Annotated in this window: 11 protein-coding genes; 6 read left to right on the top strand and 5 right to left on the bottom strand. The window is 72.6% G+C overall.

From position 1 onward, the window contains the following. Positions 1-60: 60 nt before the first annotated feature. On the bottom strand, positions 61-2,262 hold the full coding sequence (locus tag FHX73_RS25915) for a carbohydrate-binding module family 20 domain-containing protein (protein WP_145907517.1): 2,202 nt from the start codon (positions 2,260-2,262) through the stop codon (positions 61-63). Between the two features lie 360 nt (positions 2,263-2,622). Here FHX73_RS25915 and FHX73_RS25920 point away from each other — a divergent pair, with 360 nt between their 5' ends. Beyond that, positions 2,623-3,639 carry a questin oxidase family protein gene (locus tag FHX73_RS25920; protein ID WP_145907520.1) on the top strand — a complete coding sequence of 339 codons (1,017 nt, stop codon included), beginning with the start codon at positions 2,623-2,625 and terminating at the stop codon, positions 3,637-3,639. Between the two features lie 57 nt (positions 3,640-3,696). Here the strand turns inward: FHX73_RS25920 and FHX73_RS25925 are convergent, their stop codons facing one another. The 3 genes from FHX73_RS25925 to FHX73_RS25935 all read right to left on the bottom strand — a co-directional run bounded on the left by FHX73_RS25925 (position 3,697) and on the right by FHX73_RS25935 (position 5,166). Then, the gene (locus tag FHX73_RS25925) at positions 3,697-4,296 is read right to left on the bottom strand and encodes an HAAS signaling domain-containing protein (protein WP_145907523.1); all 600 of its coding nucleotides are present in this window, start codon (positions 4,294-4,296) and stop codon (positions 3,697-3,699) included. Then, complete coding sequence (locus FHX73_RS25930; protein ID WP_145907526.1) at positions 4,293-4,673, bottom strand: PadR family transcriptional regulator; 381 nt, start codon at positions 4,671-4,673, stop codon at positions 4,293-4,295. The genes FHX73_RS25925 and FHX73_RS25930 overlap by 4 nt, the downstream gene beginning before the upstream one ends. 151 nt (positions 4,674-4,824) lie before the next feature. Continuing rightward, a complete protein-coding gene (locus tag FHX73_RS25935; RefSeq protein ID WP_145907529.1) occupies positions 4,825-5,166 on the bottom strand; it encodes a tautomerase family protein in 342 nt (113 codons plus the stop codon). Between the two features lie 152 nt (positions 5,167-5,318). On the opposite strand from FHX73_RS25935, the gene FHX73_RS25940 reads away from it, so the two are divergent. The 3 genes from FHX73_RS25940 to FHX73_RS25950 all read left to right on the top strand — a co-directional run bounded on the left by FHX73_RS25940 (position 5,319) and on the right by FHX73_RS25950 (position 8,504). After that, positions 5,319-6,392, top strand: coding sequence for a permease (locus FHX73_RS25940; RefSeq protein WP_145907532.1), 1,074 nt, complete (start codon positions 5,319-5,321; stop codon positions 6,390-6,392). Then, a complete protein-coding gene (locus tag FHX73_RS25945; RefSeq protein WP_342795319.1) occupies positions 6,380-7,105 on the top strand; it encodes a TIGR03943 family putative permease subunit in 726 nt (241 codons plus the stop codon). The genes FHX73_RS25940 and FHX73_RS25945 overlap by 13 nt, the downstream gene beginning before the upstream one ends. 124 nt (positions 7,106-7,229) lie before the next feature. Beyond that, a complete protein-coding gene (locus FHX73_RS25950; protein WP_145907533.1) occupies positions 7,230-8,504 on the top strand; it encodes a polysaccharide deacetylase family protein in 1,275 nt (424 codons plus the stop codon). Between the two features lie 16 nt (positions 8,505-8,520). Here FHX73_RS25950 and FHX73_RS25955 read toward each other — a convergent pair whose 3' ends face one another. Beyond that, positions 8,521-10,566, bottom strand: coding sequence for a transglycosylase domain-containing protein (locus tag FHX73_RS25955; protein ID WP_145907535.1), 2,046 nt, complete (start codon positions 10,564-10,566; stop codon positions 8,521-8,523). 216 nt (positions 10,567-10,782) lie between these two features. Here FHX73_RS25955 and FHX73_RS25960 point away from each other — a divergent pair, with 216 nt between their 5' ends. Then, on the top strand, positions 10,783-12,585 hold the full coding sequence (locus FHX73_RS25960; RefSeq protein ID WP_246213718.1) for an APC family permease: 1,803 nt from the start codon (positions 10,783-10,785) through the stop codon (positions 12,583-12,585). A 237-nt stretch (positions 12,586-12,822) separates the two neighbouring features. Beyond that, positions 12,823-13,179, top strand: coding sequence for an ArsR/SmtB family transcription factor (locus FHX73_RS25965; RefSeq protein ID WP_145907538.1), 357 nt, complete (start codon positions 12,823-12,825; stop codon positions 13,177-13,179). Positions 13,180-13,191: the final 12 nt, after the last annotated feature.

The following is a 13,191-nucleotide window of genomic DNA, read 5'->3' on the forward strand; positions in this document are numbered from 1 at the left end:
GGCGGACCGTGGGGTCCGCCGCCCGCCTGGGGTGCGGCGCGCGGTGTCAGGGAGCGCGCCTCACTTCCAGGTGTCGTTCAGGGTCGCCGTTCCGGCGGCGGGGGTGGTGGCCGTGCGGTTGGCGCCGCTCTCCCACTCGATGGTGCCGTCCGGGTCCTTCTTGAAGTACTTGTACGCGAAGGCGGTGTTCGGCGGCAGGGTCACGGTGCCCGACCAGACGGGGTAGCCGGCCGAGGAGAGTTGGACGGCGTCGGCGGTGTTCCAGTTGCCGAGCGCGCCGATCGAGCCGGTCAGGTAGACGTTCTGGCCGTACCAGGTGGTGGCGTTCTCGTCGAAGGTCTGCGCGACGGTGCTGCTCGACCCGTTGTAGGTGTCGGTCAGGGTCGCCGTGCCGCCCGAGCCGGTGGTCGCGGAGTGGTTGCCGCCGGGCTCCCAGGTGACGTTGCCGTTGGCGTCCTCCTCGACGTACTTGTACTGGATCGCGGTGGACTGCGGCAGGTTGACGGTGGTGCTCCAGGTCGAGCCCGACTGGGTCAGCGGGATCGCCGCGCCGGGCGCCCAGTTGCCCAGGCTCGGCACCGAACCCACCAGGTAGAGCGGGGCGTTGGTGGGCGCGCCGGTCACGGTGAAGGTCTCGGCCACCTGGCCGGCCGGGGCCGAGGCGGACGGGGACGAGGTCGGCGAGGACGAAGGCGAGGCGGACGGGGACGGCGAGGCGGACGGCGACGGCGAGCCGGTGCCGCCGCCACCCTGGGTGACCCGGCCGTAGAGCGCCACCGCGTCCTGCGCGGCGACCGAGACGGTCGCGTTGCCGTTGCCGTCCACGGCGACCGTCGGGCCGGAGCACGAGCCGTTGGCGTAGTCGCCGTGGATGACGTCGCAGTAGGTGCCGGCCGGCAGGCCGGTGGCGAAGGTCCGGGTGGCGGTCGCGCCCTCGTTGTTGATCGAGATCCAGGCCTTGCCGCCCCGGCTGAAGGCGATCAGGTTGCTGCCGTCGTCGTACCAGTCGGCCACCGCCTGCCCCTGGGCGGCGTTGTGCCAGCCGACCATGTTGGCGATGCCCCGGTCGCGGTCGGTGCAGGTCCAGCCGTGCGCGCAGTCGGTGTTGGTGACGTAGCCGTTGGCGTCGGCCGGCGGGGAGTCGTCCGAGGAGGCGAAGTCGAACCCGGAGTAGACCTGCGGAGTGCCGTAGCCCCAGGCGAGTTCGAAGACGGTCGCCAGGTCGTAGGTGGCGCCGTTCTTGTAGTTCAGCGTGGAGCCGTTGCGCTCGGTGTCGTGGTTGGTCACCATGACGTTGGCCTTGTCGGACGGCTCAAGGCCCCAACTCTGGCCGAAAGTCCGGAGGTTGGCGATGTTGCCGGTGAACTGGGCCTTCAGGTCGGTGGCGTAGTCGAACTCGATCAGGCTGCCGTTGCCCTCGAAGGCCGACATCGCCAACTGGCCGGTGCCGCCGGGCATCACCTCCTGGAAGACGTACGGCCGGCCGCCCCACTGGGTGTTGTTCACCTTGGCGAGGATGGTGGCCATGTCGGCCTGGTTGATGTGCTTGGCCGCGTCCATCCGGAAGCCGTCGACGCCCAGGCCCTCCAGGTCGTTGAGGTAGTTCGCCTCGATGGTGCGCACGTGGTCGGACTCGGTGGCCAGGTCGGAGAGCGACACCAGGTCGCACTCCTGGACCTGCTGCTGGCTGTTCCAGTCGTTGATCGCCAGGTTGGCGTTGGGGCAGTTGCCCGGGTAGCTGTGGAAGTCCGCGGCGGTGTAACCGGCCGAAGGGTAGGAGTAGTTGCTCTCGTTGAAGGTCGCGCCGCCGTACGAGTCGGTGGAGGTCTGGTTGGTGCCCGCGGTGTGGTTGAGCACCGCGTCCGCGTAGACCTTGACGCCCGCGTTGTGGCAGGTCGTCACCATGGCCGCGAACTGGGCCCGGGTGCCCATCCGGCTGTTCAGGTCGTAGGCCACCGGCTGGTACACCTCCCACCAGGGGTGGCTGGACTGGTCGAGCCGGATCGAGTCCTGCGGCGGGGCCACCTGCACGGCCCCGTAGCCCTTCGGCCCGAGCACGGTGGTGCACTCGTTGGCCACCGAGGGCCAGTTCCACTCGAAGAGGTTGGCGATCACGTCACCGGAGTTCGGCGCGCTCGCGTGGGCCGTGCCGTGCAGGGACAGCGGCAGGACGGCGCCGGCCACCAGCGCGCCGGCGGCGGCCAGTCCGGACACGGCGCGGCGGCCGCGCCGCGAGCGGGCGGGTCTGCGGAAGAAGGTCATGGTGGAGAACTCCCGTGGCTGACGGCCGACCGGCCGCGGGCGCGCCCTGCGTGGGGGCCCCGCCCGGCCGGTGGCCGGGGGAGGGCAGGCGCGTCGTGGGGCCGTGACCGGTCGGCCAGTTGGTGGGGGTGGGGCCCGCTGACCTGACGTCAGCGGCGGCCGCCCTCGGGACCGGTCGGCCGCGGGACCTGACGATCCCTTGTCGCACAGGGGTGCGTCAAGGGTTCCTGCAAAGACTTTCGGTAACTTGCAGAAAGTTCTGACCAAGTGTCACGAGGTGCTGCGGAGGTGGGCCTAGGTCTGGCCGCTTACGCCTTTGGCCCGTTCCCGGCGGATCGGTGGTGTGCCTACCGTTCCGTCATGGACACCACGGGCACCCTCGACGAAGCGCTCCAGCGACTGCACGCCGCCGGCCCGGAGCGGAACGGACGGCTGACCAACCACGCGCCGATGGTGGTCGAGGCGCTCGCCGCCCGCGGGCGGGCGGGGCAGGTGCACCGCTGGCTCGACCTGTACCGGCGCAAGCTGGAGGAGTTCCCGACCGCGACCGAGCGGGTCACGGCGGCCAACTGGCCCGAGGCGCTGGGGGATCCGCGACGGCTGGCGGACTGGATCGGGTACTTCGAACGGGAACTGGCCGACCGGCCCTGGCGGGAGGTGCTCGGCCAGTGGTGGCCGAGGCTGCTGCCGGGCCTGTACGGCGGCTCGACCCACCCGGTGATCCGGGTCGGCCACGCGGTGCGCACTCTGCTCGGCGCGCAGCCCACCGGGCCACGGCTGGCCGAACTCGCCCACGGGCTGGGCTACTGGGCGGCCCGCTACCGCCCGCTGGCACAACTCGCCGACGGGCCAGGCGGGTTCGCCGACGCCGACGCGGCGCTGGACGCAGTGTCGCCGATCGCCGAGCGGACCGGTGGCTTCCCGGAGCGGCTGGCCCGGGTCACCGCCCTGCCGGCCTGGCCCGGGGTGCTCGCCGAACCGGCCCTGGCCCGGGCCCGGTTGGCCGAACTGGTCCGCGCGGCCACCCACCGCTACGCCACCCACGGGCACGGCGAGCCGACCATGCTGGTGCACGCGGCCACCGCCCCCAACGCCGTGCTGCGCGCCCTGCCCGCGCTGCCCGCCCGGCTCTGGGTGCCGAGCCTGCACGCCGCCTGGACCGCCTCGGCGGCCGTCACCGCGATGTACGCGCCTGACGGCTTGTCCGCCGGGGTGGCTCCGCTGACCTCGCTCGGTCCGGAGGAGGTCTTCGACCGGGCCCTGGCCCACGGCGACGAGCACGTCATCAAGCTCACCGACACCGCCCTCGACGTCGGCGACCCCCGGGCGCTGGCCGCCGCGCTGCGCTCGGTGGAACTGAGCGAGCCGCTCGCCTGAGCTCACCGCGGCGACCGGACCCGGAGCCCGCACATCCGTTGGTGCGCGCGGCCCGGCTCAGGCGGCCACGGCGGCGGAGCGCAGCCGGGCGGCGGACCGGGCGAGGCGGAACGCGGCGACGAGGGTCGGGCAGAACCCGACCGCGCAGGCGAGGAGCACGCCGGCCGCGGTCAGCTCGGCGGCGAAGGCGACGGTGGCGGCCGCCAGGGGCGTGAGCAGGATCGGGCTGAGCAGCAGCAGCGTGGCCTGCTTCTTCTCCCGTCCGGTCCACTGCCGGGACTTGGCGAGCCGGATCGCCGCGACGACGGCGCTGAGCAGCGCGAGGCCGGGGCCGATCCCCGGGACGAGGACCAGCGGCAGTGCCAGGACGGCGAGGGCCAGGGTCGTCGCGGTGCGCAGGCGGGTCTCGGGCTCGGGTCGGGCGCGGCCCTCCTCGGCGAGCGCGGCGTCGGCGATCCGCCGGAGGCTGCCGAGCTGTTCGAGGACGTGGCGGACGGCGTCGTCGTCGGCGGCGTCGCTCTCGGCGAGCGCGACCTCGACGTGCTCGCGCAGGTCGGCGAGCAGTTCGCGGCGGCGTTCGGCGGCCAGCGGTGCCGTGTACCGCTCGACGGCGTCCAGGTGGGCGCGGACCAGGGGGTGCTCGGTGGCGTTGTTCACGAGGTGTCTCCCGGAGCGAGTACGTGATCGACGGTTTCGCGGAAAGCGGGCCACAGCGCGGTGAAGTCCTTCAGTGCGCTGCGCCCGGCATCGGTGAGGGTGTAGTAGCGGCGCGACGGCCCGCTGGCCGAGTCGCGCAGGAACGTGTCGGCGAGTCCGGCCCGCCGCAGCCGCGACAGCAGCGGGTAGATCGTGCCCTGACTGGTCGCCAGGGCCGGGAACCGCCCGAGCTCTTGCAGCAACTCGACGCCGTACCGCGGCTCCTCGCGCAGCAGCGCGAGGACGCAGTACTCCAGCACGCCCTTGCGGAGCTGGGTCGCCACCGGCCCGTCCACGCCGCCGTCGGGGCCCTCGTGGTTTGCGATGCCAGGTACCATGCATTGCAAGATAGCATGCGAAACAAATGACCTGCCAGGGCACGCGTCAGCCGGCTGACGGGCGGCAGCCGATCGGCCGTCAGGAGGCGGCCGATCGGCAGGTGATGGCCGGCCGTCAGGTGGTGGCAGGCCGTCAGGTGGTGACCAGCCGTCAGGTGGTGATGGAGCGGAAGGTCTCCCGGGCCAGCTCGGTGAGCTGGACGGCGGCGTAGACCGGGCCGGTCAGCCGGGACTCCAGCAGGGCGGTGATCCGGTCGGTCAGGGCGGTCTGCAGCTCGGCCGGGCGGCCGGTCAGGATCTTGACCTCCATGAGCAGCAGCTCGCGGTCGGTGGCGCCGTCGCCGACCCGGTGGTGGGCGGCGGGGCGGAAGACGCTCTTCACGCTGGTCACCTGCACGCCGAGGGTGTCCGCGACCAGCTCGTGCAGTTCCTTCGCGAACGCGTCGTGGTCGAGGTCGAGCCCCGGCGAGTGGTCGATCGCGATCAGCGGCATGGCGGGCTCCTCGGTGGTGTGGGTTCGCGGCTCAGGATGCCACAGGCCGCTCGGCCGGCCGCTGAACCCCGGACCGCCCACCGGACGATCGAACTGACGGGCTATCGTCCCCGCGGAGAGCGAGTGGGGATCCCAGGGGGCGACGGACGGCCATGACGGAGCAGAGCCTGCACACCACCACCGGCACCACCAGCACCAGCACCACTGCCACCGGCCGTGACCCGGCATCAGGAACGGATCCACCCGGAGACCGCGCGGCGGGACCGTCCGCCGCGCGGCGGATCGGCTCGCTCGAACTGCTGGTCGCGGGCCTGGTGCTGCTGCTGGTGGCCAGGCCCTGGCTGGCCGAGTGGTTCGCGGTGCCCGGCTTCCAGGCCTGGGCGACGGTCTTCGTGGCGATCTGCGTGCAGGCCCTGCCGTTCCTGGTGCTCGGCACCCTGCTCTCGGCGGTGATCACCGCGCTGGTGCCGGCCTCCTTCCTGCGGCGGGCGCTGCCCCGGCGGACGGCGCTGGCGGTGCCGGTGGCGGGGCTGGCCGGGGCGGTGCTGCCGGGCTGCGAGTGCGCCTCGGTGCCGGTGGCCGACGGGCTGATCGCGGGCGGGGTGGCGCCGGCCGCCGCGCTGGCCTTCCTGCTCTCCGCGCCGGCGATCAACCCGGTGGTGCTCACGGCGACCGCCGTCGCCTTCCCGGGCCGCCCGGAGATGGTGCTGGCCCGGTTCGCCGCCTCGCTGGTCACCGCCGTGCTGATCGGCTGGCTGTGGGCGCGGCTGGGCCAGCCCGAGTGGTTGCGGCCGTCGGCGCGCCGGGAGCGGGCGGCGGGGGAGGACCGCTGGACGGCGTTCCGCGGCGCGTTCACCCACGAGTTCCTGCACGCGGCCGGGTTCCTGGTGATCGGCGGGATCACCTCGGCCACGCTGAACGTGGTGGTCCCGCGCGGGTGGCTGGGTTCGCTGGCCCACCTGCCGGTGCTGCCGGTGCTGGTGCTGGCGGTGCTGGCCGTGGTGCTGGCGGTCTGCTCGGAGGCGGACGCGTTCGTCGCGGCCAGCCTGGGCACCTTCCCGCTCGCCGCCCGGCTGGCCTTCATGGTGGTCGGGCCGATGGTGGACGTGAAGCTGGTGGCGATGCAGGCCGGCACCTTCGGCTGGTCCTTCGCCTGGCGGTTCTCGGCCGCCACCTTCACGGTCGCGGTGGCGGCCTCGGCGCTGATCGGGTGGTGGCTGCTGTGAGGCGCGAGGTGCAGGCGATCCTGCTGGTGCTGCTGGGGTCGGCGGTGCTGCGGATCTCGCTGTTCGGCGACAGCTACCTGCGGTACGTCCGGGCCCAGTCGCGGCCGTACCTGATCGCCGCGGGCGTGGTGGTCGTCGCGCTCGGCGTGCTCACCGCGCTGGCGTCGCTGCGGCGCCGACCGGACGCCGAGGAGCAGCACGACCACGGCCACTCGCACAACCACGCCCACGGCCCGCGGATCGCCTGGCTGATGCTGCTCCCCGCCGTGGCGGTGCTGCTGGTCGCGCCGCCCGCGCTCGGCTCCTACACGGCTCAGCACGCGGGCAACACGGTGGCCAAGCCGGACTCGGCGGCCGGGTTCCCGCCGCTGCCGGCCGGCGATCCGCTGCCGTTGCCGCTGGCAGAGTTCGACGTCCGGGCGGCCTGGGACCCGGCGAAGCCGCTGGCCGGACGCCGGGTGCGACTGCTCGGCTTCGTCACGCCGAAGGCCGGCGGCGGATGGTTCGTCACCCGACTGGTGATCAGCTGCTGCGCGGCCGACGCGATGACGTACAAGGCGGAGGTCCGGGGCGCGCCGATGCCGCCCGCGAACAGCTGGGTCTCGGTGACCGGCACCTGGCAGCCGGACCCGTCGGCCGGGGCGGACGCGGTGCCGGCCCTCAACGCGGCGCAGCTGGTGACGGTTCCCCAGCCGAGCGATCCGTACGAGTGATGATCATCACCAACCGTTCCAGGTAACGGATTTGACCACTCGTGGCGTCTGAACCCATGGGGGGAACAGGTGTTCCGGCACGAGTCGGCCGGGACGCCCGCAACTCACGTCTGGAACGAGGTTGATGGTGCGGACCACTCGGCGCACGACCGTCCTGCTGACCGGAGGCCTGGGGATCGCGGTGGCGCTCGCCCTGCTCCCCGACCAGCCGAGCGGCAACGCCCGGCCCTCCGCCGCGGCGTCGCCCGCCCCCGACGCCGGGCCGAGCACGCCCGCGTCCGGTGCGCCGGCGGGCGCGAGCCCGTCGCCCCGGGTCACCAAGCCCTGGGACGGCAAGGTGCACGTGATCGGCGACGGTTCGACGGAGGACTCGGGGCCGGAGCCGAACCAGCCGGTGCCCGAGAAGCTGAAGCCGGGTGAGAAGCCGCCGCAGTTCGTGGTCTTCTCCTGGGACGGTGCGCTGGAGGGCGACGAGCACCTGTTCTCGCACTTCCGCGAGGTGGCCAAGGAGAGCCACGCCCAGATGACGTTCTTCCTGAGCGGGATGTACCTGCTGCCCAACTCCAAGCGCTACCTCTACCACCCGCCGAAGCACCCGGTGGGCACCGCCGCCATCGACTTCGCGACCGACCAGCACATCAAGGACACCCTGGAGCAGCTGCGCGGGGCCTGGGCCGACGGCGACGAGATCGGCACCCACTTCAACGGCCACTTCTGCGGGCCCGGCGGCGGCAACGACTGGAGCAGCGCCGACTGGCTGAGCGAGACCCAGCAGGCCTACTCCTTCGTGGAGAACTGGAAGACCAACACCGGCTACAAGGACATCCCGCCGCTGCCCTTCGACTACCAGCAGGAGCTGGTCGGCGGCCGGGCGCCGTGCCTGGAGGGGCAGAAGACGCTGCTGCCGGTCGAGCAGCAGCTCGGCTGGCGCTACGACGCCAGCTCGCCGGGCGACTTCCAGATCTGGCCGGGCAAGAGCAACGGGATCTGGAACTTCCCGCTGCAGGAGATCCCCTACCCGGGGCAGAACTTCCAGGTGCTCTCGATGGACTTCAACTTCCTCGCCAACCAGTCCAACAGCGACCCGAACGGCGACCCGTCCAAGTACGCCTCCTGGGAGAAGACCACCCGGGACGGCTATCTGAACGGCTTCGAGCGCGCCTACAACGGCAGCCGGGCCCCGTTCTTCATCGGGAACCACTTCGAGACCTGGAACGGCGGCATCTACATGAAGGCGGTGGAGGACGTGATGCGCTCCGTCTGCACCCAGACCGACGTGCGCTGCGTCTCGTTCAAGGAGCTCGCCGACTGGCTGGACGTCCAGGACCCCAAGGTGCTCGCCCAGTTGCGCACCCTGGACCCGGGGCAGGCCCCGGACTGGTCCAGCATCATCAAGTGACGCTCCGTCAGGCCTGCTAGGGCAGGGCCTTCTGGTAGCTGCTCCAGACGTCCAGCGGATAGGCGTTCGCGGCGGTCGACTTGGCGGGGTCGCCCTGGCCGTCCAGCGGCAGGGTCTGCACGCTCTTCGCGTCCAGGCGGAACACCGAGACGGCGGTGGACAGTTCGCCGCTGTAGCCGACGAACCAGCCCGCCGTGTTGTCCTGGGTGGTGCCGGTCTTGCCGGCCACGAGCCGGCCCGGCAGCTGGGCCGCCCGGGCGCTGCCGCTGCGCACCGCCTCGGTCAGCGCGGCGTCCACCTGCTGCGCCACCTGGGTGCTCAGCACCCGGGCGGAGGCCGGCTCGGCCACGGGCACGTCGGCCCCGTTGCGGGTGATCCGCAGGACGGAGTAGGGGTCGGTGTGCAGCCCGCCGGTGGCGAAGGCCGCGTAGGCGTCGGCCATCCGCACGGCGCTCGGGGTGGAGTTGCCGAGCGAGAAGGCCGGGGTCTGGGCGCCCATGCTCTCGGGCAGCAGGCCCAGGCCCACGGCGGTCTGCCGGACCCGGTCCAGGCCGACGTCCAGGCCGAGTTGCTCCATCGGGCTGTTCACCGACTGCGCGACGGCCTGCTGCAGGCTGATCGACCCCCAGGACTTGCCGCCGTCGTTGCCGCTCTTGACGATCTTCCCGTTGCGGTCCCAGTACGGGCCCTCCGGGGTCATCATCGGCGCCTGGTCGTCACCGTCGTAGGTGCTGGTGGGGGAGACCGGGGCGCGCGGCACGTTCAGCTGCTTCTGCACGCCTTGGCCGAGCGCGGCCGCGTACACGAACGGCGTGAACGCCGAACCGGCCTGCACGATCGCCGAGTTGGCGTTGTCGTAGCCCTGTTTCAGGTAGTCCGGGCCGCCGTAGACCGCCAGCACCCGGCCGTCGGTGTCCACCGAGGCCGCTCCCACCCGGAGTTGGTCGTCGGCCTGCTGGCGGCCGGCGGCGGCCTTGACGGCGGCGGTCAGCGCGTCCTCCTTCGGCTTCTGGAAGGTGGTGTAGATCTGGTAGCCGCCGAGGTCGAACTGGGCGTCGGTGATGCCGGCGTGGCCGACCGCGTACTGCCGGGCCATGTCCACCAGGTAGCCGGTCTGGCCGGTGAGGCCGACCTGCTTGGGCGGGGCGATCGGCTCCGGGAAGGTGGTGTAGCTGGCCCGCTCGGCCGGCGAGAGCTTGCCGATCACCACCATCCGGTCCAGTATCCAGTTCCAACGGTCCACCGCCCGTTGGTGGTTGGCCGCTCCGCCGGCCGGGTCGTAGAGGCTCGCGCCCTTGAGCAGCGCGGCCAGGAAGGCGCCCTGGCTGGGGTTGAGCTTGGCGGCGTCCTCGCCGTAGTAGGCCAGTGCGGCCCGCTCGATGCCGTAGGCGCCGCGGCCGTACCAGCTGGTGTTGAGGTAGCCCTCCAGGATCTGCTGCTTGCTCTCCTTGCGGTCCAGCTTGACCGCCATGAAGATCTCGGTGAGCTTGCGGCTCATCGTCTGGTGCTGGTTCAGGTAGGCGTTCTTGACGTACTGCTGGGTGATCGTCGAGCCGCCCTGGGTCTGGCCGCCGGTGGCCATGTTGTAGACCGCCCGGACCATGCCGCGCGGCGAGACGCCGTAGTCGGTGTAGAAGGTCTCGTTCTCGGCGGCCAGCGCCGCCCACTGGACGCCCTGCGGTATTCGGTCCAGCGGGACGTCCTCCCGGTTGGTCTCCCCGGTGCGGGCCATCTCGGTGCCGTCGGCCCAGAAGTAGACGTTGTTCTGCTGGGTGGCGAAGGCCTTCAGATCGGTGGGGATCCGGGTCTGGTGGTAGGCGTAGGCCAGCAGGCCGACCAGGCCCACGGTGCCGAACAGCACGATCCGCAGCACGTGCCGCCAGGAGGGCAGCCAGCGGCGCGGGCCGCTGCGGTCCGGTCGGGGGTAGCCCTTGGGCCGCCGCAGTTCGGGATGCACGCAGGCGAGCGCCCGGCGGCGCAGTCGCAGGCCGGCGGATCTGCCCAGGTGCCTGGCGGCGGTGAGGCTCCGGTCGGCTGCCAGGGTCCACCTGTTGGCGGGCATGCGTCTCCCTGCGGTCTTGAGCTGTGCTCCGGATCCCCCCGGAATATGACGCGTCGGCAGGGTGGTCCGGTTGCAAGTCGATCTAGGCGGGCGTCCCCCGGACGGGCCATCAGAACGAAGCGGAGGGAAGGATTCCGTCCGTTGGCTGCGCGTCCTGCCCGGGCCGGTGCGGCCCGGCCGCTAGCGTCGCCCCACAACCCGGAGAGAGGTGCGGCGGTGGAGGCGACGGAGCCGGCGGTCGGCGGCGAGCGCGAGCGGGACCGGCTGACCGTCCCCCAGGGACTGGCCGCGCTCTCGCTGGACGCGCTCGCCTCGGTGGCCTACGGGCCGGAGGCGATCGTCCTGGTGCTCGCCGCGGCCGGCGCGACCGGCCTGGACTACACCCTCCCGGTCACCCTGGCCATCGTGGTGCTGCTGGCCGCGCTCACCTTCTCCTACCGCCAGGTGATCGCCGCCTTCCCGAACGGCGGCGGCGCCTACGCGGTGGCGGGCCGTCACCTCGGCCGCCGGGTCAGCCTGGTCGCGGCCGCCTCGCTGATCATCGACTACGTGCTCAACGTGGCCGTCTCGGTCTCGGCCGGGGTGGCCGCGCTCACCTCCGCCTTCCCCTCGCTGTACGGCGACCGGGTGGTGATCTGCGTCGCGGTGCTGGTCCTGATCACCGGCTTCAACCTGTACGGCGTGGCCGAGTCGGCCAAGGCGCTGATCCTGCCCACCGTGGTCTTCGTGGTCGCGGTCTTCGCGGTGATCGTGGTCGGCCTGCTGCGCAGCCACCCGCTGACCGCGCCGACCCGGCCGGGCCCGGCCACCGAGGCCGTCGGCCTGCTCCTGCTGCTCAAGGCCTTCGCCTCCGGCTGCGCCGCGCTGACCGGCGTGGAGGCGATCGCCAACGCCGTGCCGACCTTCCGCACGCCCCGGGTGCTGCGGGCCCAGCGCACCGAGATCGCGCTCGGCGCACTGCTCGGCGCGATGCTGATCGGCCTCTCGCTGCTGATCCGCAGGTTCCACGTCGCGCCGGACCCCACCAAGACCGTGCTGGCCCAGCTCACCGACGCCTCGCTCGGCCACAACCTGGCCTTCTACGTGGTGCAGTTCGCCACCGTGGCGCTGCTCGCGCTGGCCGCCAACACCTCCTTCGGCGGCATGCCGGTGCTCACCTCGCTGCTGGCCCGCGACCACCACCTGCCGCACGTCTTCGCGCTGCGCGCCGACCGGCAGGTCTACCGGCACGGGGTGGCGGTGCTGGCGGTGGCCGCGCTGGTGCTGCTGGTCGGCGCGCAGGGCAACACCCAGGCGCTGGTGCCGGTCTTCGCGATCGGCGTCTTCATCGGGTTCACCATCTCCCAGGTCGGCATGGTCCGGCACTGGCGGATCGAGCGCGGCCCCGGCTGGCGGTGGCGGGCGCTGCTGAACGGCGTCGGCGCGGTGCTCACCGCCGCGGCCACCGTGATCGAGCTGATCGCCAAGTTCGGCGAGGGCGGCTGGCTGGTCTTCCTGGCGGTGGCCGTGCTGGTGCTGCTCTTCGAGTCGGTGCACCGCAGTTACCGGCGGATCGGGCTGGCGCTGCGGGTGGACGAGGTGCCCGGGCCGCCGCAGCCGCGCCGCTCGCTGGTGGTGGTGCCGGTCGGCGCGGTCAACCTGCTCACCCGGGAGGCGTTGAGCGCGGCGCTGTCGATGGGGGACGAGGTGCGGGCGGTCACCGTGGTCTACGCCGACGACGAGACGGCGGCGGAACGGATGCGGGCGCAGTGGGCGGCCTGGCACCCGCAGGTGCCGCTGGTCCCGCTGCCCAGCCGGACCCGTTCGCTGACCCGCCCGATCGTCGACTACCTGCGCCGGGTGGCGGCCGAGGAGAGTGACCACGAGCGGCTGGTGGTGCTGATCCCGGAGACCCACCTGCCGCACCCGTGGCAGCGGTTGCTGCAGAACCAGCGCGGGGCGGTGCTGGACCTGGCGGTGCGGCGGTACACCGACGCGGTGATCTGCCGGCTGCGGTTCCGGCTGGAGATCCCGGGCTGAGCCCGAGAGCCGGGACCGAAGGGCGCCAAGCAAGCGTCAAGATCCGCTCCGGGCGCGTGAAGAACGCGTCAGGGCGGCCGGCACGGCCCCGCGGCCCGGATAGCTTTCTGGTGCGACGGACCGGTCGGACCGATGGGGAGCGGTGGGCCGGTCGCAACACGCGGAGGGCGCGGGACCTGGCATGGCGGCCGGGCACCGCGCCCTCCGGCGCGTCCGGGGCCGCCTAGGATGGGCCTCATGAGCAAGGGCGGGCAGGTCTCAGGTGCGAACCATGTGCAGGAACCGGTGACGGAGGAGCGGCTCGACGTCGCCGCCGGCATCCTCGCCCTGCTCGCCGACCGCACCCGGCTCGCCCTGCTGCACCACCTCGGCGAGGGCGAGGCCGACGTCAGCACGCTCACCGAGGCCACCGGCGCCACCCGCACCTCGGTCAGCCAGCACCTCGGCAAGCTCCGCCTGTCCGGCCTGGTGACCACCCGCAAGGACGGCCGCCGGGTGGTCTACGCCCTGCGCCACGGCCACCTGCGCCGCCTGGTCGACGAGGCGCTCAGCGTGGCCGACCACGAGATCGGGCACCTGCCCTCGCACGACTGAGGCACCGACTGC

It is taken from the genome of Kitasatospora viridis (assembly GCF_007829815.1).
GTDB lineage: Bacteria > Actinomycetota > Actinomycetes > Streptomycetales > Streptomycetaceae > Kitasatospora > Kitasatospora viridis.

Excerpts from the sequence above, each read along its gene's own strand:
- FHX73_RS25915 (WP_145907517.1), bottom strand. The coding sequence starts at position 2,262 with ATGACCTTCTTCCGCAGACCCGCCCGCTCGCGGCGCGGCCGCCGCGCC.
- FHX73_RS25920 (WP_145907520.1), top strand. The coding sequence starts at position 2,623 with ATGGACACCACGGGCACCCTCGACGAAGCGCTCCAGCGACTGCACGCC.
- FHX73_RS25930 (WP_145907526.1), bottom strand. The coding sequence starts at position 4,673 with ATGGTACCTGGCATCGCAAACCACGAGGGCCCCGACGGCGGCGTGGAC.
- FHX73_RS25935 (WP_145907529.1), bottom strand. The coding sequence starts at position 5,166 with ATGCCGCTGATCGCGATCGACCACTCGCCGGGGCTCGACCTCGACCAC.
- FHX73_RS25940 (WP_145907532.1), top strand. The coding sequence starts at position 5,319 with ATGACGGAGCAGAGCCTGCACACCACCACCGGCACCACCAGCACCAGC.
- FHX73_RS25950 (WP_145907533.1), top strand. The coding sequence starts at position 7,230 with ATGGTGCGGACCACTCGGCGCACGACCGTCCTGCTGACCGGAGGCCTG.
- FHX73_RS25955 (WP_145907535.1), bottom strand. The coding sequence starts at position 10,566 with ATGCCCGCCAACAGGTGGACCCTGGCAGCCGACCGGAGCCTCACCGCC.
- FHX73_RS25965 (WP_145907538.1), top strand. The coding sequence starts at position 12,823 with ATGAGCAAGGGCGGGCAGGTCTCAGGTGCGAACCATGTGCAGGAACCG.